Origin of the sequence: uncultured Gelidibacter sp., assembly GCF_947500795.1 — a bacterium.
GTDB lineage: Bacteria > Bacteroidota > Bacteroidia > Flavobacteriales > Flavobacteriaceae > Gelidibacter.
In genome coordinates this window covers 15647-37886 of record NZ_CANMTE010000004.1, presented here as the reverse complement: position 1 = coordinate 37886, position 22240 = coordinate 15647, and the positions used below count along the sequence as shown (strand labels likewise).

Here is a 22240-nt window from a genome sequence, read left to right as displayed (position 1 = left end):
TGGTTTCTACACTGTTTTGGCAACTGCTTTTTATTTCAGCCAAGAAAGTGCTTTTGTCGCATATATTACTTTAGAACTTTCCTTACTTCCCTCAAAGAAATCATCATTTTCCATTTTAATGAGTTCTTTTGCTTTAATGTTTGGCTTTGAGTGAATAATTTCCTTAAGTCGCTGCATTTTAGGTAAAGCCATACATTTTTTTTGTAGAATTGCCTTCCATTCAGATTCATCTTTAAATATTATTCCATCACCAAATTTTGTTAGATTTCTATCTTCATCAATTACATTTAATAATAACAAGTCTCTATAAAACCTGCTGCTTATTGAACTTTTATCTAGCAATAATAATGGTAAAGTTTGAAGAATGTCTTTAAGTGAACTTTTTGGAAGAAAGTTTTTTAATTCTTTTTGACTAATTTTTTGAATGTTTTTACCTCTACCTTTTCTAGGAACAACTAATTTCGATTTAATGTCCAGATTTGAAATTAAAAACCAATTGATAAGGTTTTTTGCATAAGCGTCCCAAGTATTGTCTTGATATTCTTGTTTAAAAATAGCTTTTAAAACAGGTATCACGTCATTTTTTGAAATCTTATTAAGATTTGCTTTTCTTAATGCCAAATATGGTGTGTAATTTTGAAATTTTAAAGTTGTGTAATCAATGAATCCATCTTTTGAAATTTGGATGCCTTTAGTAATATAATAAGATTCATTTTCTTTCTGAATCATACCAAGATTTCTTAACTCGATTAAAATATTGTTTAGAGTTTCTAAACCAATATCTTTTGAATGTTTTACAAGTAAGGAATCGATTGTTTCTTTTTTAGAATCTTCGAATAATAAATATACTTCTAAACATAGATTTACTCCCTGTCTCAACAAATAGCTTTCTCCAATAATTGGAATTTCTCCTGTCACTAAGTAATCTCTATAAATATCCCAATAGATATTATAGTTTGCTCCCGAACGAATTATTAATCTTTTATGTAATAATGAAGAAATAGTTTCTCCATTAATCAAATCTCCAACCTCTGATTCATCAAAGAAGTTACTTTCATATGCTCTTTTAGCAATCACTCTCAATGCTTTCAATTCGTTTGTGTCCAATCTTTCTTGGTCCTTTTGGAATAAATCGAGAATATTAAGATTTGATTCAACGAGATTCTCTTTTGCTAAACCTAATTGTATTTGGTCAAAAATATGAATACATAATTTTTTTGTTAACCATGGTAAGCCTTGAGAGCTTTCGATTATCCTGTTTTTAATACTCTTACTCAATTCTCCTACCGAACCCTCTAGTTGCCTGATTATTCCATCAATTTCTTTTTCACCAAATTCGCTAATGGTGAACTCCCTAGCTTGTTCTTTTGCTTGTTGCCAAATGTGGTAGGATGGATCGCCGCTTTGAATAAAAAAATCAGTTTTCCAAGAAAATCCTACAATTATATTTGGATTTTTATCTGTAACATCCGTAAGGAATTTATAAAAAGTTTTGAAGTAGTCCTTTTTTCTAAATACATCCTCAAATTGGTCAAAAATTAAGACTAAAAACTTATTCTCATCCTTAAGTTTCTGAAGAAATTTTTGCATTGATTCAGAGGACAGCATATCAGTATTTGAAGTAAAAGAAACATCATCAAAGAAAATATCTTTTTCAATAAATTTATCTGCGATAGAATGGGTAATTAATTTTTTTAAAGATAACGCCACAAAATTATCAGAAATCGCACTTCTTGTATCAATTGCCAAAGTGTAAAATTGTTTTTTGTAATGTTTGTTACGACATCTATTTTTAATTTCAAGGACTAATGAACTTTTACCCCAACCAGATTTTCCGTTCAAATAAAAAATCCTCTTCGGTGTTTTTTTGTTTTTAACGTCTTTGAAAAAACTTAAAATTTGTGTCCGTATTTCATCTCTACCCACGAAATGATTTTTATCCGATGATGCAGGTAAATAGTCATACCAATTTTCACTTTCTTGGACTTCAGAAATAGCTTCAATTCTAAGGTCCTCTTTCGTATGATTTTCTTTTGTGTATTTAGTATAATTTTCTATTAATTCGAGGTCTTTAATTTCAGTTATCTTTAATTTTAGGATACTTATACTTTCTTTTGAAATTTGTTCTTCATTTTTATTTGCATTTACAACTATAAATTTTGTTGGTAATGCATTTGATTCATTTATTAGATAAATAAAGAAATCACCTAAATAAGTTACGGCAAGAATTTTTTTAGAAATTATGTAGGATGTTAGATCTGCCGAAGGTTCAAAAATCATTCTTGCATCCAAAAGCATTTGAACAATATCTTTTGGTTCAAAAAATGTTAAATTAGAATATCGCTTATCATTTCTATACTCTTCTAATAAACCACCAGCATCAAACTCTAATTCGTTAGTTCTGAAAAAGTATCCAAAATTAGCATTATGATGAAACACATTAGCAAAAAAAGTTCTTAATTCAATGGAAGAAACTTTATACTTTGCTTTGCATTCTACATAAAGTTTTTCATTTGCTCTATGCTTATGTTCAGCTATTAAATCAAGTTCCATTCCTGTGAATCGTATATTTTGTTTGATTTCATAATGGTGTATAGACAGCAAATTCCGAATGAGAGTTTCGAAACAGTTTCCTTTTGCTTTATTTGATGCTCCTTCCTCTAATATAATTTTAATTTCTTTCTTCATTCGTTATTTTTAGTTGTTGCTATCAAGTGTATAATCAGCATTATATACATTAACCTACCAATTTAAGATATATTCCTACATATCTGCTTGATATCTTCTAAAATTCTGAAAACCTTTATTTTAACGCTAAACAAAGAGAGTAGTGCAGTCCCACAAAAGCTACATTCTAATACTGAATTAAACGAAATCGAACTTTAGTCTATGAGGTAGAATAACGTTTGTAATTATGAGTTTCAAACCGCTTTCGGGCACTTTAATTTCGTCACAATCACCTTTAATCAACCTGTCAAAAAGTAAAAGGATTGTTAATTAACGGAATTTTATAAATACTAATTTTCTATCATCAAAGAAGATGATTATGTTGTGTAGTTAGAGAAAAACACATCAAAAATTATATATATGAAACTAAAATTTGATTACAAAGAAGTCTATGCACCTTACATTAACGGGGAATATTTAGAAACCGAGGATCAAAAAATTATCGAGTCCATCAACCCTTATAACAACGAAGTTCTGGCCAAAGTGCGTTTAGCCAGTCCGGCCAATATTCAAACGGCACTGGAAAGTGCAGCGAAAGCGCAAAAAACTTGGGGTATAACCACGGCCAAGGAGCGTGAGGCCATCCTTTTAAAAGCGGCTGACATTGCCGAAAGACGCCGTGCTGAACTCGCGAAAGCTTTAATTGATGAAGGTGGAAACGTTTTTGGTAAAGCCATGTACGAAGTGGATTATATTATAAGTACCTTCAGAATTGCCGCTGGGCAAACGCGTCAAATCCGTGGGGAGACTATGCCGGCCGAAGAGCCTAACCGTATCTCTTTTACCTACCGCATGCCTTTAGGTGTGGTTGTGGGGATTGGGCCTTTTAACGCGCCGTTGCTTTTAAATAGTAAAAAACTGGCACCTGCTATTGCGGCTGGAAATAGTTTCATTCTTAAACCTTCGCCTTACACACCAATTATTGCCCTGCTATTTGCGGAAATATTCCATGAAGCCGGATTGCCAAAAGGGGTTCTGAGTGTAATTCCTACGGCTGACGAAGATCTGGGAGACACCTTATTTTCTGATCCGCGCACCAAATTGATCACGTTTACCGGATCGGCTCGTGTGGGGAATAAATTACAGGCGCTTGCCGGCAAGTATCAGAAACGATTTGTTCCTGAGCTTGGTGGAAAAAGCCCACTGGTGATTCTTAAGGATGCTGATCTTGACTATGCCGTACGTTCAGCCGCCTTTGGAATTTTCTTTAACCAAAGCCAGGTGTGTATGGCAAACTCGCGAATAATTGTGGAAGACCCAATTTATGATGACTTTGTGGAAGCCTTTGTGAAACACGTTAAAACCATTAAAGTAGGCGATCCAAATAAGGAAGATACAGCAGTGGGACCACTGATTTCTAAAGATGCTATAAAAACCATTGAGAAACATATTGAGGATGCGGTCAAAAAAGGCGCAAAACTCCATGTTGGTGGACATCTGAAAGATCAAATGTGGAATCCTTCGGTGCTCTCAGAAGTTACTTCTGATATGATGGTGTTCGACGATGAAACATTTGCCCCATTGGTGTCCGTGTATCGCGCCAAAGATTATGAAGATGCCTTGGCTCAGGCTAATGACACGTACTACGGACTGTCCTCTGGTATCATTACTAATGATTTGCAAAAAGCTTTTGATTTCTCACTGAGGATTGAAGCAGGTTCTGTCCATATTAACGACAACTCATTTGATGACGACCCGAATGCGCCGTTTGGAGGCTTTAAAGGGAGTGGTCATGGTAAGGAAAATGGACAATACTCTATTGAGGATATGACGCAATTAAAATGGGTGACCGTACAATTGGGTGAACGTCCGTTACCGTTTTAATACTTTTGAAAATTCTAGATCTTTAAACACAAAAACCCTCGTCATGAGGGTTTTGTTTTTTGCAGCTAACGCTGCTGGATTTTATTTTTTCTACATAACTTCGAGCAAGCTCGGTTATTCCAAAAAAATAAAACCACGCCATAAATGACGTGGTTTTTTGAGTGTTGTGGAGTCGGAGAGGTTAGCTTTGCTGTTCTCTAATAATTCCAAAGTTGCAATTAAAGAAACCACGCAGCTAGCGCTGCTGGATTTTATTTTTTCTACATAACTTCGAGCAAGCTCGGTTATTTCAAAAAAATAAAACCACACCATAAATGGCGTGGTTTTTTGAATGTTGTGGAGTCGGAGACAACGACCATAATTTCAACTTTCTAGTGTTTACAGGACTTCTCAAAGGTGCGAATATTAGAGGTCACCGAATTGGTCTCGATTTAACAAAGTTTAACGTTTGAAAGAAGATTGAGTTAGCAAAGTGAATCAAAATCCTTCAAAGTTATTTTTGACGTGCAATTCGAAAATCGCGTATTAAATTTTCAGTAGCATATATTTATAGTTTAAAAAAGTGCTTTAAAATACACTTTTTGTATTATTTACATACTTAAAAATTTTAATATGTCAGATAGTGCATTAAAAAGCACTTATTATAGTATTGTTTAAATAAAAAGTATATATTTGTATAAAAAGAGCCATATAATGCACTTACAAAAATTAATTGAAACGGTTAAGGCCCGCAGAGATATGCTCAATGTTACTCAAGAGCTATTAGCAGACCTTTCAGGAGTCGGTTTGCGTACCTTAAAACAATTTGAAAGTGGTAAAGGCAATCCTACTTTAGATACCTTAAATAAATTGGGCGATGCTTTAGGCCTGGAATTAAGCTTTACCGTTAAAAATAATACGGCTAAATTATGAGACAAGCAGAAGTTCTATTTAAAAAGGAAGTTGCAGGACGCCTGAAGCAGTTGGATGATGGCAGTTTTGTGTTCCGTTATTATGATGACTGGTTTCAGGCATCAGACAAACCTGCAATTAGTTTGACACTACCCAAAACGCAACAGGAATATATTTCTGAACATCTGTTTGCATTCTTTTATAATATGTTGCCAGAAGGTTCAAATAAACAAACAGTTTGCTTTGAAAATAGGATAGATACCAAAGACTGTTTTGGATTGTTAATGACCACGGCAAAACATGATACTATTGGTGCCGTTCAGATTATGAAAATAAATAAGTAATGGACAAGCCAACTATAATAAATTGCCCTGGTACGCTTGCGGTAGGGTATAATAGCTATAGCGATACGGCTTTAAGACGTGTTTTTAATGGAAAGAAGGTTAGCCCAATTTTACCCTACGATTCACCTGCAACCAATGAGGTATCTGATGCTCTGTTTACGGAAAACCGAAAACGGATGTCTATTTCTGGAGTGCAAGAAAAGTTTTCGGTGTTGCTGGAAAAAAACAAATTGCGTTTAATACGAGGGGGAGAACAAGGACAGTATATCCTAAAACCCATTCCTAATGTAGGTAAAAATGCAGACCAAATGCCAGCAAATGAGCATGTAACCATGCAAATAGCGCGTCAGATATTTAATATTGAAACCGCAGAGAATGCGCTTATATTTTTTAAAAATGGTGCGCCAGCCTATATTACCAAACGTTTTGATGTTAGGGCAGATGGAAGTAAGTGGTCTCAAGAAGATTTTGCTTCGTTGGCAGGCAGGACACCTCAAACCCATGGTGAGGATTTTAAATATAGTGGCAATTATTTAGCGGTTTTCAAACTGCTTGAAAAATATAGTCCTGCTTATGCTGTAGAATCAGTAAAGTTATTTAAGCTGATCCTCTTTAATTATTTGTTTTCCAATGGTGATGCGCATTTTAAAAACTTTTCTTTAATAGAAACCCCTTTGGGCGATTATAGATTAAGTCCTGCATACGATTTATTAAATAGCAGATTACATATTGATGATAATGATTTTGCTTTGGAAGATGGCTTATTACCGAGGAATATGGCACAAGGAAAAATCCACAAACAGTTTTATGTTTTAGGAGAACATGCAAATGTTTCCAAAAAACAAATAGACAAGGTGTTTCATGATTTAATAGCAAACCAAGATGAGGTATTGGCACTTGTTGAAGCTTCTTTTCTTAATGAGAAATCAAAAAGGAATTATACACAGGCTTACCAAACGAGAATGAAAAATTTATCGAAACCATGAGTATTTTATATGTAATTTCAATAAGACTCTATTTGGAAAGGATGACAGCCAAGGCCTATGGGAAGTAGATCTATAATGAATCTTATGAAATCTTACAGAGACATCAATAAGGGAAAGTGATCAACAAAAACAAAAATGGAAAACGCTCCAGAAATAATAAGAAAATCACTTAAAATAAATAAATAAGAACTGCCTAAACAGTTTATGTTATGAGATACTTCTCATTATGTATATGAATTATCCATTTGATATCTTAAAATCCATTCATTCCATTGTCAATGGCAGTAATGATCATTGAGGCAATTTTCAGTGGGGGTTTCCGCGCCATCCAGAGCGTCCCTCAATACAATTACTTTATTAAAACTGAGAAACTGTCCGCCATTGAATAATAAAGACGCAACAGCCTCTAAATAATATTTTTAGTTTTAGTAATTGGGTTAATGTCGCCGGCAATTAGATGGAATAGTTAACAACTAACTCATAGGTAGATTGGCTTATCAAAATTCAGATATTATCTGTCCTAATGAAAACGGCGTGTCTTATGAAACAATTTTTATAATAATTATTGTAACGCTTTCAAAACACGTTCTGGATAATCAGTTATAATTCCATCGACATGTAAGAGTAACATTTGTTCTATATCTTCTTCGTTATTGACTGTCCACGGAATGACCTTCATTTGTAAAGATTGAATCGAATCTACAATTTTTTGTGTTTCAAGTAATTTGAAATTTGGACTATAAATTTGAGGTTTAAAGTTTAAAAGCTTCAAATTGTTTTCAATTCCTGCTTTTGAAACGAGATAAGCAATTTCAATAGTAGGATGGTTTTTGTGTACTATATTCAATACGAAAGGATCAAAAGATTGAATATTTATACGATGTTCCAATTGCTTATTTTGAACGACCTGCATGACCAACTGAACAAAGTCTACAGGTTGTGGTTGATAAATGCCATAGACCTCTTCATTTGACTTTATCTCAATATTATACTTTACCGTAGATAGATGTTTTGTGTTAATTTCGTTTTCAATGGCACTAAAAACATCGCTTAATAGCGGTTTATATGTTTTGAGTTTTTGTTGGTCAGGAAAATTTTCATTTCCTCTTGAGCCACTATCAAAAGCCTTAATACTATCGTAATCCATTTGATAGAGATTATAATTTTCTTCTTCTGTCTTTAAAATGGCTTCACCTGAAGGTTTAGACATATACAAGGCCGACATATACGGTTCATGGGACACGACTACTTTATGGTCTTTAGAGATGACCACATCAAGTTCAAGAACATCAACGCCCTTATGAAGTGCACCAATGAACCCTTCAATCGTATTTTCAGGTAAATTGCCACGTTCACCACGATGGCCTTGTACTTCAACATTAGGAATGTTTGTTGGCGGTTTATTAGCTTTATCAGATTTACAGCTCAATGCAAAAATCAGGAGTAGAACCGAAAGTGTTTTCATGAGATTACAATTTAAAAAGCAGGTCCAACTTTTGAGAATTGAACCCGCTTACTATTTATGATTCGATTTTATTTTTTAGGATGTTCCAATCTGTATGAACTGGTTGCGGTGTGCTCGTTTCCAAACATATCTGTGGCTTTAATTTTAATCTGGTGCTCGCCAACATCAAGTTTTGTAGGGATAGATCCGCGCCATAAATGGGTGCTTATAACGGGGTTTGAGGAGCGTCGCCCTGGCATTAATTCTGTATTGGTATCCCATTCATTTACTAATGTAGCGTATGCCGGATCATAGTCAAGAACATAGGTCATAGGTTTCCAGTCGCCATTATCAACGCTGTACATAACAGAATCTCCTTCGTTACCCATAAAAAAGTTGGCATAAATGCCAGCTCGTGTATGTCTATCTTTAGCAACTACTTTTGGAGCAAAAACTTCCATTTGATACGCTTTAGGCTTCCCAGCTACTTTGTATTCCATAGTGTATTTGTTACCATCAAAGTGTAGAAACGCATAACCTTTAGGAGTGCCATCTCTCATGGTTGAAATAGGAATGCCCAACGTGTCTAATTTTCCAGAATACCAATCACCAGAAGTGGTGCCTACATTATATTCATGATGAGGTTTTTCTCTTAACCAGCCTTCGGTTTCGGTGAAGAAGCTTTGTTTTTGAATATGGGTGTGTGCAGAAAGCGATAAGGTATGCGGATATTCTTTTAGTAAACGAAATAAATCTGCTCTGTCGTCATCTCTAAAGGCATCGCCATCAGGTTCACTTAGAGGGATGTGAAAAGCCAAAACGATAAGATGATCTTTTGGAACATATTTTAAATCATTAGCAATAAAATTCAATTGATCTTCACGCAATCCGCCCCAATACCCTTCAGAATCTCTTGGGTCTGGATATAAAATATTGTCAAGCACAATAAAGTGGACTTTCCCGTAATTAAAGGCATAGTTGGCCGGACCGAAATGCGCCTCGTAAGTTTCGTCGCTTAGCATGTCTGTTTTAGCATCAAAATTAAGGTCATGGTTTCCCATAACATTGTACCACGGAATTCCGATTTTTTTAATGGCTTCAATATAAGGGTTGAACAAACTGAGATCGTTCCCAACCAAATCACCTAAACTTATTCCGAAGGGAATATCTTTAATTCCTTCAACTTCTGCAACAATGCCTTTTTTAAAAAATTCTATTTCTTCAAGTGTGTAGGGTTGTGGATCGCCAAAAATTAGTGCTGTGAAGCTGTCTGCTTCTACGGTTTTAACCAATCCAAAATCTACTGATTTAGGGAGTTTTCCTGTAGGTGAAACGCCTTTGAATTTTAATTCTGGAGATCCCTGAGGTTTATAATTGTAGAAGAACTGCGGAAGATTATTGCCATCTGTAGTGATCTTATATCCTGCTGGTTTTATAATGGAAATGATATTATCTATCCCCAAGGGTAGTTCATATTTTCCGTTTTCATCGGTTAAAACCACTTGCTCACCATTGCTGACGGCAACGCTATCTATGCCTTTTTCTCTCCGTTCTTTTTTGCTGTTCTGGTTAAGATCATTATAGACATAACCAGTGACGTTGTTTTGCGCAGATGCTCCTATGGTTAATAGCGATGCACATAGTATTATAAATGATGTTTTCATAGTGTTTTTATGTTTTTAGTTATCCCACCAAACGGTAGTGTTAATATTATCAGGGCCGCCTAGCATTTCAATCGCTTTACCATAGTTGGCCGCATTATTAATTTGCACATTGGTAGGGTAGTAGAAGCGTGCAGGCATCACTTTATCGTTTAACATGGCTTCTGTAGTCGGCAATTCAGGCAGCCCAGTACGGCGGTATTCAAACCATTGTTGGTAATCAACAAAGTATAGCGCATAGTATTTTTGAAGCATGATCTGCGCTAAGGTTCCATCATATTTTACCGCTGGGTTATCGAAATAAGTTGATGGTACTTCAGTATCAAATTGTTTTATAGCCGCTGTGACGCCATTGTTATAATGCGTTTCTGCATCCGCTATATAACCTCGTTGCGCCAATTCGGCTTTGATAAACTCAACTTCAGCATAGGTTAAGATAAATATTTGCATTGGGTTTTCTACTTGATCAATATTCAATGTAGAGGCATTAAATTCAAATTGAGATTCTGGGCCAGCGTATCCGCTAGGGATGCCTTTGTAACCTATATTAACATTGTTATTGTCTTGTGCTGTAGTGGCAATAAAAGGGAGTCTTGGGTCTTCATTTGTCTTCAGGTTCTCAATAAAAAATTCTCCTATTTTTACACTCAATCGAAAATCTTGAGGTCTTCCCCAGGGGGATACATTGGGTGTTACCCCTGTAACTTGTAAAATTGCCGATTCTTCATTAGTTTCAAAAACAGGATAGACAGCAGGATTATTAATCATGTTCGTCATTTGCTGAAAGGCGTTGATTTCAGTTCTGTTAGAAACACGAAGTAACAATCTCAAGTGCAATGAATTTGTGAATTTTTGCCACTTTTTCACATCATTTTGAAACAGAATATCATCAGCGTAAGTCATCTTTTTACTTGTATCGTATAGCGTATTTGCTTTTTCAAGATCGGCTAAGATGGTTTTATAAATAAATTCTTGGGTATCAAAAGCGGGATACAAATTGCCTTCATCACCATTTAGAGCTTCGGTCATTGGTACGGGTCCAAACAAATCTGTTAAATTGGCATAGACCATTGCGTTAAGCGTTAAAGCGATGGCTTCGTAGTTTTTGTCTTCTACCTCAACGGCTGCTAAGTGCATTTCTTTAATGTTATTAAGCCATTTGTAATAATTATACCAAGATGAATTGCCTATATTTTGACTAACGTCGTAGCGATGTAGACCTCCTGATACACTAGGGAACGGAACAGAGACTTGCATTAAATCGAAAGTGATACTGGCGCTTCTGTTAACGTTATGGGTTGCTAAGCCATATATGATAGGATTGATCAATGTTCCAGGACTGATTTTGTTAATGCGATTGGGGTCTTCGTTAGTTTCGGCAAAGTTGTTTGTGCATGATGTTATAATGTTGAAACAAAATAGCGTACAAACTAAATATTTTAATGTTTTCATTTTGTGTGAATTATAAGTTTACTTTTAAGTTAAGACCGTATGATGCAGGAGAAGGCAATTGTCCCATTTCGATACCTGGTAAAATAGTGTCACCATTTAAGGCCGCCGTTTCAGGATCGTAAATTGGGAAATCTGAAACAGTGGCCAAGTTTCTCCCGAATACAGAAATATTTAAACCTGAAATACCAGTGTTTTTTAATGTTTTTGCAGAAAAGTTGTATTGTAAGCTCAATTCTCTAAGTTTTAAGAACGAGGCATCAAAAGAATTCGACTCTACATTAGCACGACGGTAATAACGGTTATACCAATCTGGAGTGATTGCTTCTTTAGTATTGGCTGTATAAGTGCCATCAGTATTTAAAACGACACCGTCACCAATGATAACACCATCTTCGCGACCCATATAGGTTGAGGTCAATTTTCCTTGTTGCACGCTTTTATGGTGCGTTTGCGAATAAATTATACCACCATATTGTCCATCGATCAATACATTAAAAGTAACATTGCCAAAACTAAAACTGTTGTTTAATCCTGCTTTCCAATCTGCACTTGCATCTCCAATATATTCTATTTCATCAGGGTATGCGGGAAGTCCAGCTTTATCATAAACAATCTCACCTTCAGGAGAACGTACAAATCCATAACCATAGATAGCCGTTGTTGTGCCTCCAACCTTGGCCAACAAGGTTGCATTTCCTCCAGACCCAATTTCTTGTTGACCGTCTATACCATCAGCAAGTTTCATAACTGAATTCCAATTTCGAGACCAAGTAAGGGTGGTTTTCCAATCGAACTTCTCGCTATTAATAATTTTAGCACCTAATGTGAGTTCTATGCCACGATTGCGAACTTCACCTGAGTTAAGTACTCCAGAACTATATCCTGTAGTAATATCTAAGGGCACAGATATAATTTGGTTTTTAGTATTGGTTTCGTATACCGTGGCATCTAAATTAATTTTATTACCAAACAGGCGTGTCTCTATTCCAGTCTCATAACTAGTGGTGATTTCGGGTTTAAAGTTGGCATTATATAGATTTGTGGAAACCGAGGCTGAGCTAGGAAATGCATTTTGACTGTAATATTTACTTGTTTTGTAGGGATCTGTATCGTTGCCCACTTGTGCGTAAGAGAAACGGTACTTTAAATAGTCAATAGCTTTGGGTAGACTGAAAATTTCAGTCATAATAAAACTCACATTTGCTGACGGGTAGAAGAAGGAGTTGTTTTCTGCCGGCAAAGTGCTGGACCAATCATTTCTACCAGTGATATCTAAGAAAATTTTATTATCAAAGCCGAGCGAAAAAAGACCATATAAACTGTTTCCCTTTTTGTTTTTGTCATAAGTTTGAACCAAAGGGTTATTGACGCCGTTAGCTAGTTTATAGACATTGGGAACAACTAAGCCATCAACAAATGCATCAGTTCTCCTGTATTTATAGTCCATTGAGTTTCCGCCTACTGATGCCGAAAGTGAAAACAGCTCACCAAGGTCATTATCATAAGTTAGTAAAAAATCAGTGTTAACCTCTTGTTTCCAAATGTCTTGAGTTTCATAGTAGCCTTGTTTGTAGCGATTAATGCTATAAGGTCTTTTTTGTTCCCGTTCTTGGTAATAGGTGTTTAATGAAGTTCTCAACATTAATTCTAACCCGGGTGCCAATTGAATTTTACCAAAAATGTTTCCAACTATTTGATTACTTGCTAAGCTGTTTGTTGCCTCGTATGCAATTAAATACGGGTTGTCTATATAGGAACTAAAGGGTTGGATTTGTTGAATTTGATTTTGACCTTGTTTCCAGATATTGCGGTACCAGTCTAAATTGACATTAGGATTCTGAAAAATCATAAAGTATGAAATAGAACCATTATTGTATCCTGTACTTGGTAAATTATCACTGCTTCTGTTATTGTAATTGACTACCGAACCTATTTTTACATGGTCTGAAATTTGATAATTGGCATTAATGGACGCCGTTACCCTTTCAAAACCTGTATTGGGCATAATCCATTCGTTTTTTGAATGTCCAACAGAAAGTCGCATAGAACCTTGTTCATTACCGCCCTGAATGGATATATTATTTGTGGTTGTAATCCCAGTACGCCAGAAGTCTTTACGGTTATCTTTATAGGGCTGCCATAATTGAGGCTCTAAAGATTGTCCTTCTAAATTAGGGTCGTATTGGTAATAATACTGTCCATTAAATTCTGGGCCCCAAGCACTACTAGTACCACCAGTGCTACTGCCATCTTCTGATGCGCCATAAGAATAATAGGGGTTACCATCTTTATCAAAACTTTTACCCGTTCCTTGTCCATATTTATACTGCCAATCAGGCCATCGTTGAATGACATCTAAGTTGATACTTGAATTGAAGGTGATACCCAATCCTTTTGATTTTTTGCCAGATTTTGTGGTGATAATTAAGGCCCCATTGGCAGCACGACTTCCGTAAAGCGCAGTTGCTCCAGGACCTTTTAACACCGTTACGTTTTCTATATCATCCAAATTAAGATCTGAAATTCCATTCCCATAATCTATTGGAGAATCTTCTCCAATATACGCGTTGGATGAACCTGATGTGGTCATTTCACTATTTATAGGAACACCATCTACAACTATAAGGGCATTGTTTCCGTTCGCGTTTAAGGAGTTGTTACCTCTAAGGGTGATCTGTTGCGAGTTCATTGGTCCAGATCCTGACGAGAGAATGTTCAAACCAGCCACTTTCCCTATCAATCCAGAAGACCAATTATTAGGAGCAGTTTGGGCCAAACTTTCACTATCAACGGTAGATTGAGAGAATCCTAATCTTTTTTCTTCCCGTTTAATCCCTAATGCCGTGACAACTACTTCATTTAAACCATTGATATCTTCTTGTAACGTAATTTCAACTAAAGTGCCGGGTGTCGCTAATACGGTCTTAGTTGTGAAACCCATATAAGAAACTTCTAAACTGGTATTTTCTGCCGTCAACGTCAATTGGAAATTACCGTCGAGATCTGTTATAGTGCCATTGGTTGTCCCTTTTTCAACGACAGTTGCTCCTGCCAAAGGAAAACCGTTGGAATCCATGACTTTACCTTTGACAACTAATTTATCCTTTGCGACAAGACTTTTAATTGGTTGCGCAAACCCTGTGGATGTGGTTATATAAAGTAATTCAGGACCTTTGTTAGAGTTAAAAGGTGAAGCTATGGCACCTAGTGTAAATAATAAACATAATATATAAATTGACTTTTGTAATAATTGACTTTTAAGAAAGAGGATTTTGTTGTTCATTTCAATCGGTTAACGTTAGTTAATGGTTTAATACTACTTTAAAATAGCGGTACTATTCTCTTTAGCAGTGAATGGGTTGTTGATAAGTATTGGTTTTAATTTTTTCTTATAGTGTGATGTTTTTTGGTTTTTATTCTTCAATTGGCCTAACACGGTTTCAGATTTAAGTTTCATTCCATTCCCAAGTTTTGTTGACACTCTTCCTGACAATTTAAGTTCATAGGGGATATGCTTCATAGAAAGATTCAATAGGTCCTTTTGAAGTGACAGTAATAATTGTGTGTCTTTTTGCTGAGGCAATAAAGCTTTCGTCTTTCAAAATGATCTCGTTTTATAACAAGTCGCATTTCTGAAGGTTAACACGTAGTGACGAATGTGAGGTTAATGATTTCTTAAAATTGCAATGCTATACTTTGCCTAAAAGAAACATTATCATAACCTAGGGAGAATTTAATTGAGATGTATGGAGGATTTTAATTTTCTTATGGCGTCGCTGATATGTTTTTCAACAGTACGCACAGAGATATTAAGTTTTAGAGCGATTTCATTGTTCGATAAAAATTCAAATCTACTCAGAAGAAAAACGTTCTTGCATTTTGGAGTAAGTTTATCAATTTCTGAAAGTAAGTTCTTTTCAAACTCTTTATACTCCATGTTTCTTTCAGACGATTCTAATTGAGGGATATTTTGGTCAGTAATTAATTGGTTGGAAATAAATTTTAGACCTCTAAAATGTGAAGATAGTTTATACTTAATTGCTCTTAATAGATAAGCTTCTATATTTGTTAATTCTAAAGTTTCGCTTTTTTCCCAAAGACTGATTAAAACTTCTTGAACGATATCTTCGCAGATTTTTTCCTCATTATACAAACTTAAAGCATAACCATAAAGAGATTTCCAGAAGCGATTATAGATTACATCAAAAACATCTTTATCGCCTTTGTTTAATGAGTTTTGAAGAGTCTCATTTGAAAGGTTTATGTAGTTGTTTTTCATATCCAGTTGTTTTCAGCAAATGTATATGTTATAAAGAGTTGGTGATGGATTGAAAGATTATGATAAGGTTAAAATTGATCAATATTTAGGTTATTAATCTAATTGATACGCTTATAAAGAAATGTCAAAGATAGGTCAATTCCAAATTGGAGATTTAAGAATTAGTTTCCTGTAAAGCTATTTTGTTCGATATTCAGCTTCTACTTGATCCCAAGATTAAAAAAAGGACGATAATTTGGTAGAAGTAAATATTTCATTAAGTTTGTCCTGTAAACTTTAGGGGTGTTCTAAATTTTTAGAACTGAGAAAAACCCTTTGAACCTGATCCGGTTAGTACCAGCGAAGGGAAAAGTAACACAACACACTTCTAATTGTGTGGTCCTGCTTTTTATAATTGTACGCCATCTAAGGCTGTACTTTCATTTCAAATTGATCCTTTCTCAAACCTTTTAATTTTTACAGCATATTTAAAATATACTGTACTATGATCAAATTACGGGTTAACGATAAATCTATAGAAATCAAAAACGATTTCAATATTCTTCAATTACTTCATCACATAAAATCACCGCAAGAGGGTATAGCTGTAGCAGTTAATAATACCATCATTTCAAAAAATTCTTGGGCGTCTAAAACTTTGCATGAAAATGACAATGTTTTAATTATTCAGGCCACCCAAGGAGGCTAATGACTTCATTCAATACTAACATACTTACTTAATAGCAAAGCATTATGAAAACTAAGGACACCGCACCCAAGCCAGGGACAATTACGAGACAGCCTTTCCCAAATTCTAAAAAAATATACGTCGCAGGTAAAATCCACCCGAACATCAAAGTTGGGATGCGCCAAATATATTTAAGCGATACAAAAGATTCTTTAACGGGAAAAATGACTTCCAACGAGCCGGTAACTGTATATGATACTTCTGGACCTTATACAGATCCAAATAAAGCTATTGATATTCATAAGGGTATTGAAAGAATTCGTGAGAAATGGATTTTGGACAGAAATAATGTGGAACAATTAGAGGCATTTTCTTCTAGCTATTCCAAGCAGCGCTTAAACGACACAAGCTTAGACCATATGCGTTTCTCACTAATGAGAAAACCTTTGCGCGCAAAAGAGGGAGTAAATGTAACCAATTACATTATGCAAAAAAGGGAATTATTACGCCAGAAATGGAATACATCGCCATTCGTGAAAACCAACGAATTGATGAAATGACTGAAATTAGAAAGCAACACAAAGGAGAACACTTTGGGGCCTCGATTCCAGCTAAAATCACTGCGGAATTTGTGCGTGATGAAGTGGCCAGAGGCCGTGCCGTTATTCCATCCAATATCAATCATCCAGAATCAGAACCCATGATTTTGGGACGAAATTTCTTGGTGAAAATAAACGCCAATATCGGTAATTCTGCTACCACATCTTCCATTGAAGAAGAAGTCGAAAAGGCGGTCTGGGCCTGTCGATGGGGCGCAGATAATATCATGGATTTGTCCACTGGCCAAAACATCCATGAAACCCGAGAGTGGATTATCCGTAATTCTCCAGTGCCTGTGGGAACTGTACCAATTTATCAGGCCTTGGAAAAAGTAAATGGCATTGCAGAAGATTTAACCTGGGAAATTTTTCGCGACACCTTGATTGAGCAAGCGGAACAAGGGGTTGATTATTTTACAATCCATGCTGGTGTGCTGTTGCGTTATGTGCCCATGACCGCCAATCGCGTCACAGGAATCGTTTCTAGAGGAGGTTCTATTATGGCAAAATGGTGTTTGGCGCATCATAAAGAAAGTTTTTTATATACCCATTTCGAGGATATTTGCGAAATTTTAAAAAAATACGATGTTGCGTTCTCATTAGGTGATGGCTTACGGCCTGGTTCTATTGCCGATGCCAATGATGAAGCCCAATTTGCCGAATTGGAAACTTTAGGAGAATTAACAAAAATGGCCCGTAAACACGAAGTACAGTGTTTTATTGCAGGCCCAGGGCACGTGCCCATGCATATGATCAAGGAAAATATGGAGAAGCAAATTGAAGTCTGTGACGAAACGCCTTTCTACACTTTAGGAACACTGACTACCGATATTGCTCCTGGTTACGATCATATCACTTCAGGTATTGGCGCTGCCATGATTGGCTGGTTTGGCTGTGCCATGTTATGCTACGTGACGCCAAAGGAACATTTAGGATCACCCAATAAAGAAGATGTACGGGTAGGGGTAATAACCTATAAAATAGCGGCGCATGCTGCTGATTTGGCAAAAGGTCATCCAGGTGCGCAACATAGGGATAATGCGTTGAGTATGGCCCGTTTTGAATTTCGATGGGAAGACCAGTTTAATTTAGGTCTAGACCCTGAGCGCGCGCTAGAGTACCACGATGAAACCTTACCGGCAGATGGTGCTAAATTAGCCCACTTCTGTTCCATGTGTGGCCCAAAATTTTGCTCTATGAAAATATCACATGAAGTACGAAATTTTGCTGCTAATAATAATGTTGTGGAAAATGAAGTCATCCAAAAAGGAATGGATCAAAAATCGCAAGAATTTAAAGATAAAGGTTCAGAGGTATATTTGTAATAATTTGAATGTTCCCACGCTTAAAACAATGTGTGGTCGGCGTTTCCGTTAAATCTTTTGCAGAAAAAAAGCAAAAGGATGTCACTTCAACCGCTAACTCAGAAGATGCATTATATCACACATATTTCAGTAACTTTTACAAAAAAAACAATAATCTATTATGATAATTCTAATAGCTCCAGAGAAAGATACGGTTAACGAAATAGAAATTCTACATCAATTATTTGAAGAAGGACTGGAGTGGTACCATCTTAGAAAACCCTTTAAAAACTATGACGAGCATGTGACGTATTTAAATGAAATAGATAAGAAATACCATAACCGAATTGTCGTGCACAATTTTCATGAATTAATAAATACCTTCAATTTAAAGGGCATTCATTTTCAAGAACAAATGAGGATAGATACTATAGACAATCCCGGACGGTATTTTAAAAACTTGGAAATGTATGGTAAAACTATAAGCTCCTCCTTTCATGAACCTGAGGTTATAGAGGAGTGCTATTTCGAGTTTGATTATCATCTTTTAAGTCCCGTGTTTACATCGCTATCCAAAGAAGGTTATGAAGGTCGTGGTTTTGATGTGAATCATATTGATAAAACCATCATCGGAATGGGCGGGGTTACATCTGGAAACATCGAATCATTTAAAACCTTAGGTTATAAGGGTGTGGGTGTTTTAGGAGGGATTTGGAACAGTGCTCATCCTGTGGAAACTTTTAAAGACATAAAGAAACTATGGTGAACAAGCACAAATTTATACTAACCATTGCCGGGCACGATCCTAGCGGCGGTGCGGGGGTTACTTCAGATATCAAAACATTTGAAGCTCATGGGGTTTATAGTCTGTCAGTTTGTACGGCAATCACCGTTCAAAATGATATTAAATTTAAATCTAGTAGCTGGGTTGCTACTGATACTGTTACTGCTCAAATTGACATCCTCTTTGAGCAATTTGAAATCAATGTAGTCAAAATAGGAATTATCGAATCTTGGCAAACTTTACTGCTTATATTAGAAAAACTGCATTCTCTAAACCCTGAAATAAAAGTCGTATTAGATCCGATTCTTACGGCAAGTGCGGGGTTCGATTTTCATTCCAATGAGGAACAGCGTCTGCTGGATAGAATTTGGCAACTTTGTTATATCATAACGCCTAATTATGATGAAATTCAGAATTTATATCCTGAATTAACGGTTGAAGAAACACTTAACCACATCAATAATTTGACAAATGTCTATCTGAAAGGTGGGCACAGGAGAGATAAAAAAGGATGGGATGAACTGTATCACAGTAGTATTGTGGTTGTTAATATACCACCTAATACAGCTGAGGTTTTTGAAAAACATGGAAGCGGTTGCGTCTTTTCCTCCGCTTTGGCCAGCAATATTGCTTTAGAAATTGAATTGGAGGATGCTTGTAGAAATGCTAAAATATATACAGAACAGTTTTTGAACTCTCATCCTACGCTATTAGGTGTACACCAAAAAACAGTATTAAAATGATATCAAAATTACAGTACATATCACAAGGCGATAGTCCAAAAGACCATTTGGATAATATTACAAATGCATGTAGGTCAGGTGCCGACTGGGTACAGTTGCGTCTAAAAAATGTAGCGCCTGAAACGCTCCTAAAAACAGCAGTAGAAGTTAGAGAAATCACCAATCAGTATCACGCCCGACTCATCCTCAACGACCACTATAAAATAGCGAAAGAGGTAAAAGCTGATGGCGTGCATTTGGGAAAATCAGATGCGTGCCCTTTGGAGGCTAGAAAGCACTTGTATAGTTGGCAACTGATTGGAGGAACCGCAAATACCAACCACGATTGTATGACGCTAATAGAAAAAAAAGTAGATTATATAGGATTGGGACCTTTTAGATTTACAAATACCAAAACTAATTTAAGTCCTATTTTAGGATTGGATGGTTATAAATATATACTACAATCTACTAGGATCGAAATTCCCATTATTGCAATTGGAGGAATAACTTTAAAAGATGTTCCTGAAATTATAAAAACCGGAGTATATGGTACTGCGGTTTCTGAAGAAATCACCAAAGATTTCACTAAAATTAAATTATTTCAAGAGCTTCTAGGAATTTCAAAATTTCAAGAAGACATGCGGAATACAAATAAAATTTCAATATGATGGAAGTGCTAAAAATAGCCGATAAAACCTTCAATTCCAGATTATTTACTGGGACGGGTAAATTCAGTAGTTCGCAAGCAATGCAAGAGGCTATTGTTGCGTCAGAAAGCGAATTAGTTACGGTGGCCTTAAAAAGAGTAGAACTGGATAATGAGTCTGACGATATCTTGCTGCATCTAAAAGAAAAACACATGAATGTGTTGCCAAATACCTCTGGCGTAAGAACAGCGAAAGAAGCTGTCTTTGCGGCGCAATTGGCCAGGGAAGCCTTGGGAACTAATTGGATAAAAGTAGAAATTCATCCAGATCCCAAATATTTACTGCCAGATCCTATAGAAACATTAAAAGCCGCCGAAGAGCTAGTAAAATTAGGTTTCGTTGTCATGCCTTATATCCATGCCGATCCGGTTTTGTGCAAGCGTTTGGAAGATGTAGGAGCACAATGTGTGATGCCTTTAGGGGCTCCAATAGGCAGCAACAAAGGGATTATGACTCGCGATTTTTTAGAAATTATTATAGAGCAAAGTAATGTCCCAGTAATCGTAGATGCCGGTATTGGTGCGCCATCGCACGCAGCCTACGCTATGGAATTAGGTGCAGATGCAGTTTTGGTAAATACCGCTATCGCCGTCAGTCAAAACCCTATTCAAATGGCGATTGCTTTTAAATTGGCCGTTCAAGCTGGTAGAATGGCCTACAAAGCAGAACTGGCCTCTAAGAAACAATATGCAGAAGCAAGCAGTCCATTAACATCCTTTTTGAATGCATAGTTTTAAAAATACGTTCGATTTATATGATTGGGATACCCTTGAAAATGACATCTATAATGTGACGTCACTTGATGTTCAGCAGGTATTGGCCAAAGATAAGATTACATTGGAAGATTTTAAAGTGTTGATCTCTCCGGCTGCTAAACCCTTTATTGAACAAATGGCGCAGCGCAGTCAAGCGCTCACAAAAAAGCATTTTGGGAATACCATTCAAATGTATCTCCCTATGTATCTTTCAAACGAATGTCAAAATATTTGTACATACTGTGGTTTTAGTATGACAAATAAAATAAGGAGGAAAACGCTTTCAGATAAGGAAATTCTTGAAGAAGTAGCCCACATCAAAGGTTTGGGTTATGATCATATTCTTTTAGTTACGGGCGAAGCTAATAGTACGGTTGGTATTTCTTATTTAAAAAATGCGATCAGTTTGATTAGAGAACATTTCTCCAATATTAGTATTGAAGTGCAACCTTTAGATCAGGAAGATTATGAAACACTTATTGAGGAAGGCTTGTACGGCGTATTGGTATATCAGGAAACCTATCATAAAGCCACTTACAAAACACATCACCCGAAAGGTAAAAAATCAAATTTTGATTATAGGATGGACACTCCTGATCGCTTAGGAAAAGCTGGGGTTCATAAAATTGGAATCGGAGCGTTATTTGGTTTGGAAGACTGGAGAGTCGATAGTTTTTATACCGCATTACATTTAAAATATTTACAGAAAACCTATTGGAAGACAAAATATTCCATTTCATTTCCAAGACTTCGTCCGCACCAGGGCAATGTGCAACCTAAAGTTGAAATGACAGATGCCGATTTGGTGCAATTAATTTGCGCTTATCGCATATTGGATGAGGATGTAGAATTGTCTATGTCCACTCGCGAAAGCGCCAACTTTAGAAACAATATTATCAAATTAGGGATTACCTCAATAAGTGCAGAATCTAAAACCAACCCAGGCGGTTACACTGTTGCTCCCGAATCATTAGAACAGTTTGAGATTTCCGATGAACGTAGTACTGAGGATATTAAACAAATGATACAATCTCAAGGTTATGAAGTCATTTGGAAAGATTGGGATGAAACATTTTCAAAATCAGTTTAAA

General features: G+C 36.0%; 17 protein-coding genes, 1 pseudogene and 1 riboswitch. Of the genes and pseudogenes, 11 read left to right on the top strand and 7 right to left on the bottom strand.

The features are described from left to right. Positions 1-30: 30 nt before the first annotated feature. Positions 31-2688 carry an AAA family ATPase gene (locus tag Q0947_RS10345; RefSeq protein WP_299396821.1) on the bottom strand — a complete coding sequence of 886 codons (2658 nt, stop codon included), beginning with the start codon at positions 2686-2688 and terminating at the stop codon, positions 31-33. Between the two features lie 399 nt (positions 2689-3087). Between Q0947_RS10345 and Q0947_RS10340 the strand changes: the two genes are divergently transcribed. From Q0947_RS10340 to Q0947_RS10325, 4 genes are all read left to right on the top strand, one after another. Then, the gene (locus tag Q0947_RS10340; protein WP_299396818.1) at positions 3088-4551 is read left to right on the top strand and encodes an aldehyde dehydrogenase family protein; all 1464 of its coding nucleotides are present in this window, start codon (positions 3088-3090) and stop codon (positions 4549-4551) included. Between the two features lie 693 nt (positions 4552-5244). After that, a complete protein-coding gene (locus Q0947_RS10335) occupies positions 5245-5463 on the top strand; it encodes a helix-turn-helix domain-containing protein (RefSeq protein ID WP_246924586.1) in 219 nt (72 codons plus the stop codon). After that, positions 5460-5786 carry a HipA N-terminal domain-containing protein gene (locus Q0947_RS10330; RefSeq protein WP_246924583.1) on the top strand — a complete coding sequence of 109 codons (327 nt, stop codon included), beginning with the start codon at positions 5460-5462 and terminating at the stop codon, positions 5784-5786. Before Q0947_RS10335 ends, Q0947_RS10330 begins: the two co-directional genes overlap by 4 nt. Beyond that, positions 5786-6772 (top strand): type II toxin-antitoxin system HipA family toxin, encoded by a 987-nt coding sequence (locus tag Q0947_RS10325; RefSeq protein ID WP_246924581.1) that lies wholly within the window; start codon positions 5786-5788, stop codon positions 6770-6772. Before Q0947_RS10330 ends, Q0947_RS10325 begins: the two co-directional genes overlap by 1 nt. Positions 6773-7334: 562 nt before the next feature. On the opposite strand, the gene Q0947_RS10320 is transcribed toward Q0947_RS10325, so the two are convergent. The 6 genes from Q0947_RS10320 to Q0947_RS10295 all read right to left on the bottom strand — a co-directional run bounded on the left by Q0947_RS10320 (position 7335) and on the right by Q0947_RS10295 (position 15608). Continuing rightward, on the bottom strand, positions 7335-8237 hold the full coding sequence (locus tag Q0947_RS10320; RefSeq protein WP_299396812.1) for a glycerophosphodiester phosphodiesterase family protein: 903 nt from the start codon (positions 8235-8237) through the stop codon (positions 7335-7337). Between the two features lie 68 nt (positions 8238-8305). Further along, entirely contained in the window at positions 8306-9880 is a 1575-nt protein-coding gene (locus Q0947_RS10315) for a calcineurin-like phosphoesterase family protein (RefSeq protein ID WP_299396810.1), read from the bottom strand. Between the two features lie 15 nt (positions 9881-9895). Then, entirely contained in the window at positions 9896-11329 is a 1434-nt protein-coding gene (locus Q0947_RS10310) for a SusD/RagB family nutrient-binding outer membrane lipoprotein (RefSeq protein WP_299396808.1), read from the bottom strand. A gap of 10 nt (positions 11330-11339) precedes the next feature. Further along, the gene (locus Q0947_RS10305) at positions 11340-14612 is read right to left on the bottom strand and encodes a SusC/RagA family TonB-linked outer membrane protein (protein WP_299396805.1); all 3273 of its coding nucleotides are present in this window, start codon (positions 14610-14612) and stop codon (positions 11340-11342) included. Positions 14613-14645: 33 nt separating this feature from the next. Further along, complete coding sequence (locus Q0947_RS10300) at positions 14646-14786, bottom strand: hypothetical protein (protein ID WP_299396802.1); 141 nt, start codon at positions 14784-14786, stop codon at positions 14646-14648. A 276-nt stretch (positions 14787-15062) separates the two neighbouring features. Continuing rightward, the gene (locus Q0947_RS10295) at positions 15063-15608 is read right to left on the bottom strand and encodes a sigma-70 family RNA polymerase sigma factor (protein ID WP_299396800.1); all 546 of its coding nucleotides are present in this window, start codon (positions 15606-15608) and stop codon (positions 15063-15065) included. Positions 15609-15876: 268 nt separating this feature from the next. Continuing rightward, positions 15877-15973: riboswitch (TPP riboswitch) on the top strand. A 119-nt stretch (positions 15974-16092) separates the two neighbouring features. Between Q0947_RS10295 and thiS the strand changes: the two genes are divergently transcribed. From thiS to thiH, 7 genes and pseudogenes are all read left to right on the top strand, one after another. Further along, positions 16093-16296 carry a sulfur carrier protein ThiS gene (gene thiS, locus Q0947_RS10290; RefSeq protein ID WP_299396797.1) on the top strand — a complete coding sequence of 68 codons (204 nt, stop codon included), beginning with the start codon at positions 16093-16095 and terminating at the stop codon, positions 16294-16296. A gap of 44 nt (positions 16297-16340) precedes the next feature. Continuing rightward, positions 16341-18199 (top strand): annotated as a pseudogene (thiC, locus tag Q0947_RS10285) (phosphomethylpyrimidine synthase ThiC). Between the two features lie 160 nt (positions 18200-18359). Continuing rightward, a complete protein-coding gene (locus tag Q0947_RS10280; protein ID WP_299396794.1) occupies positions 18360-18944 on the top strand; it encodes a thiamine phosphate synthase in 585 nt (194 codons plus the stop codon). After that, positions 18938-19705, top strand: coding sequence for a hydroxymethylpyrimidine/phosphomethylpyrimidine kinase (locus tag Q0947_RS10275; RefSeq protein ID WP_299396792.1), 768 nt, complete (start codon positions 18938-18940; stop codon positions 19703-19705). Before Q0947_RS10280 ends, Q0947_RS10275 begins: the two co-directional genes overlap by 7 nt. After that, positions 19702-20355: a thiamine phosphate synthase gene (thiE, locus tag Q0947_RS10270; protein WP_299396789.1), complete on the top strand. Its 654-nt coding sequence runs from the start codon at positions 19702-19704 to the stop codon at positions 20353-20355. The genes Q0947_RS10275 and thiE overlap by 4 nt, the downstream gene beginning before the upstream one ends. Beyond that, positions 20352-21125, top strand: a complete 774-nt coding sequence (locus Q0947_RS10265) for a thiazole synthase (protein WP_262920777.1) — start codon at positions 20352-20354, stop codon at positions 21123-21125. The genes thiE and Q0947_RS10265 overlap by 4 nt, the downstream gene beginning before the upstream one ends. After that, entirely contained in the window at positions 21118-22239 is a 1122-nt protein-coding gene (thiH, locus tag Q0947_RS10260; RefSeq protein WP_299396784.1) for a 2-iminoacetate synthase ThiH, read from the top strand. The genes Q0947_RS10265 and thiH overlap by 8 nt, the downstream gene beginning before the upstream one ends. Position 22240: the final 1 nt, after the last annotated feature.

What these genes read in the sequence shown, in the direction of transcription:
- Q0947_RS10345 (WP_299396821.1), bottom strand. Translation starts at nt 2,688, where the DNA reads ATGAAGAAAGAAATTAAAATTATATTAGAGGAAGGAGCATCAAATAAA.
- Q0947_RS10340 (WP_299396818.1), top strand. Translation starts at nt 3,088, where the DNA reads ATGAAACTAAAATTTGATTACAAAGAAGTCTATGCACCTTACATTAAC.
- Q0947_RS10335 (WP_246924586.1), top strand. Translation starts at nt 5,245, where the DNA reads ATGCACTTACAAAAATTAATTGAAACGGTTAAGGCCCGCAGAGATATG.
- Q0947_RS10330 (WP_246924583.1), top strand. Translation starts at nt 5,460, where the DNA reads ATGAGACAAGCAGAAGTTCTATTTAAAAAGGAAGTTGCAGGACGCCTG.
- Q0947_RS10325 (WP_246924581.1), top strand. Translation starts at nt 5,786, where the DNA reads ATGGACAAGCCAACTATAATAAATTGCCCTGGTACGCTTGCGGTAGGG.
- Q0947_RS10320 (WP_299396812.1), bottom strand. Translation starts at nt 8,237, where the DNA reads ATGAAAACACTTTCGGTTCTACTCCTGATTTTTGCATTGAGCTGTAAA.
- Q0947_RS10315 (WP_299396810.1), bottom strand. Translation starts at nt 9,880, where the DNA reads ATGAAAACATCATTTATAATACTATGTGCATCGCTATTAACCATAGGA.
- Q0947_RS10310 (WP_299396808.1), bottom strand. Translation starts at nt 11,329, where the DNA reads ATGAAAACATTAAAATATTTAGTTTGTACGCTATTTTGTTTCAACATT.
- Q0947_RS10305 (WP_299396805.1), bottom strand. Translation starts at nt 14,612, where the DNA reads ATGAACAACAAAATCCTCTTTCTTAAAAGTCAATTATTACAAAAGTCA.
- Q0947_RS10300 (WP_299396802.1), bottom strand. Translation starts at nt 14,786, where the DNA reads ATGAAACTTAAATCTGAAACCGTGTTAGGCCAATTGAAGAATAAAAAC.
- Q0947_RS10295 (WP_299396800.1), bottom strand. Translation starts at nt 15,608, where the DNA reads ATGAAAAACAACTACATAAACCTTTCAAATGAGACTCTTCAAAACTCA.
- thiS (WP_299396797.1), top strand. Translation starts at nt 16,093, where the DNA reads ATGATCAAATTACGGGTTAACGATAAATCTATAGAAATCAAAAACGAT.
- Q0947_RS10280 (WP_299396794.1), top strand. Translation starts at nt 18,360, where the DNA reads ATGATAATTCTAATAGCTCCAGAGAAAGATACGGTTAACGAAATAGAA.
- Q0947_RS10275 (WP_299396792.1), top strand. Translation starts at nt 18,938, where the DNA reads ATGGTGAACAAGCACAAATTTATACTAACCATTGCCGGGCACGATCCT.
- thiE (WP_299396789.1), top strand. Translation starts at nt 19,702, where the DNA reads ATGATATCAAAATTACAGTACATATCACAAGGCGATAGTCCAAAAGAC.
- Q0947_RS10265 (WP_262920777.1), top strand. Translation starts at nt 20,352, where the DNA reads ATGATGGAAGTGCTAAAAATAGCCGATAAAACCTTCAATTCCAGATTA.
- thiH (WP_299396784.1), top strand. Translation starts at nt 21,118, where the DNA reads ATGCATAGTTTTAAAAATACGTTCGATTTATATGATTGGGATACCCTT.